3 protein-coding genes are annotated in these 2,235 nt (G+C 69.8%); all 3 read left to right on the plus strand.

What is annotated here, in order from left to right; genetic code table 11:
- On the plus strand, positions 1-684 hold a 684-nt coding region (locus tag ACFWFI_RS37650), incomplete at its 5' end, for an alpha amylase C-terminal domain-containing protein (protein WP_387399470.1).
- Positions 685-818: 134 nt separating this feature from the next.
- The gene (locus tag ACFWFI_RS37655; protein ID WP_387399472.1) at positions 819-1,769 is read left to right on the plus strand and encodes an adenosine kinase; all 951 of its coding nucleotides are present in this window, start codon (positions 819-821) and stop codon (positions 1,767-1,769) included.
- 233 nt (positions 1,770-2,002) lie between these two features.
- Positions 2,003-2,235 (plus strand): glycoside hydrolase family 11 protein (locus ACFWFI_RS37660; protein ID WP_387399474.1); only part of this gene is annotated, 233 nt, incomplete at its 3' end.

A 2,235-nucleotide genomic window follows, 5' to 3' on the forward strand; every position in this document is an offset into this window, starting at 1 on the left:
TCGGAGGTCATCCACGGAGGCGGCGAAGCCGTGCACTCGGAGGAGTACGCCGGAATCGGAGACGTGGACGAATTCCGTTACGGGGGCCACCTCAAGAGCGCCTTCCAGGGAGGCGCCGTCGCACAGCTGAAATCCGTCGCCGACGGCAAGCTGAGCAGCGCCTCCTCGCGTACGTTCGTCGACAACTGGGACACCGAGCGCAACGGTTCGACGCTGACCTACAAGGACGGCGCGGCCTACACCCTCGCCAACGTCTTCATGCTCGCCTCGCCGTACGGTTCGCCGAACGTGTACTCGGGCTTCGAGTGGTCCGACAAGGACGCCGGCCCGCCGAGCGGCGGCGACGGCTGGACCGACATACACGCCCAGCGAGCGATCACCGGCCTGGTCGGCTTCCGTAACGAGGTGGGCTCCGCCGAGCTGACCGACTGGTGGGACAACGGCGGCAGCGCGATCGCCTTCGGCCGTGGCGACAAGGGATTCGTCGCCGTCAACAACGGGGACGGCGCCCTGACCGAGACCTTCACGACCTCCCTGCCCGGCGGCATCTACTGCAACGTCGCCGCGGCCTCTCCGGACGACTGCGACGGCAACACCATCACGGTCGGTGACGACGGCACCGTCCGGGCCGCGGTGCCGGCTCGCGGGGCACTGGCGCTGCACACCGGGGCCCAGGAGGACTGACCGGCCAGGGACAGACCGCACACCCACGACGCGCAGGACGGAGCACGCTCCGTCCTGCGCGTCGTGGACGGACCGGGCCACCGGGCCGAAAACCCCTGACACGCATCCTTGAACCGAGAGGCACGACCACCTTCATGCGCAAGCAGACCGACGTCCTCGTCCTGGGCGGCGCGGGCGTGGACACCATCGTCCATGTCCCCGAACTGCCGCTCCCGTTCGCCGACAGCTACATGATCCGACCCGGCATCGAGACCCGCGCGGGACAGAGCGGGGACTTCGTCTCGCTCGGGCTGCACGCCCTCGGCCTGCGTACCCACCACCTCGACCTGATCGGCGACGACCATGAGGGAGACCTGGTCCGCGCCCTCCACCGTGACCGGGGCATCCCCCTAACCGAGGCTCCTCAGCCGGGCGGCACGAAGCGCGCGGTCAACCTCGTCGGCCCGGACGGGCGGCGGCTTTCCCTGTACGACGCCTCCCGCTCCCACGACTCGGACCGCTTCGAGGAGTCGACGGTCCGCCGGCTCGTCGCCGACAGCCGTCACGCCCACGTGGTCATCACGCAGCCGTGCGCCTTCACGCTGCCGGTGCTCCGCGAGGCCGGTGTGACCATCTCCACCGATCTGCACAACTGGGACGGCGTCGACGCCTACCACGAGACGTTCGCCCTCCAGGCGGACCTCGTGTTCCTGTCCACCACCGCTCTGACCGACCCCGAGCGCACCATGCGTGACATCGCCGGACGAGGGAGGGCCCGGATCGTCGTCGCGACCGCGGGCGCCGACGGCGCGTACCTGCTGTACGACGATGATCTGACGCATACGCCGGCCGTCACCCCACCGGCTCCTGTGGTGGATTCCAACGGCGCCGGCGACGCCTTCGCCTCCGGATTCCTCCTCGGCAGGCTGAACGGCGAACACCCCCGACGCTGCGCCTTGTACGGGGCGGTGGCCGGCGCTTACGCCTGCACCGTGCCCTCGACACGCACCGATGCCATCGGTCGTGAGGAGCTTCTCGCCAGGGTGGCCGAGGTCGAGAAGGAGCGGGCGACCGACGGCGTTCCGTCTGCCGGAGAGCCGGCTTGAGGAGTGGTTGACCTCCCGGGGAGGACGGTCCGGCACTCGGGGAGGCCCCGGTCCCGGCGAGCGACGGCCTCGTCAAGGTCCTGCGCCGGAGTGGCTTGACGGGTACAGCTCAACACTGTCGGCATCGCCAGGCCACAAGCCCAGGCGGTCCCGGTTCGTTCTCGCGATCCGGTCTCCCGGGCCCCCACGCGCGCCTGGCTCCCCGCAAGCCGTCGCAAGGAGGAAGCACGAACATGGACAACACCCCCACCCGCGCCTTGGCGCTGGCAACGTCCGGACCGATGCTGCCTGGCACCGCTCGCGCCGACACGGTCATCACCACGAACCAGACGGGTGCCAACAACGGCTACCACTACTCGTTCTGGACCGACGGTGGCGGTTCGGTCTCCATGAACCTGGCGTCCGGTGGCAGCTACGGCACCTCGTGGACCAACCGCGGCAACCTCGGCGCCGTGAACATCACGCC

Origin of the sequence: Streptomyces sp. NPDC060209 (assembly GCF_042728155.1) — a bacterium.
GTDB lineage: Bacteria > Actinomycetota > Actinomycetes > Streptomycetales > Streptomycetaceae > Streptomyces.

Excerpts from the sequence above, each read along its gene's own strand:
- ACFWFI_RS37655 (WP_387399472.1), top strand. The coding sequence starts at position 819 with ATGCGCAAGCAGACCGACGTCCTCGTCCTGGGCGGCGCGGGCGTGGAC.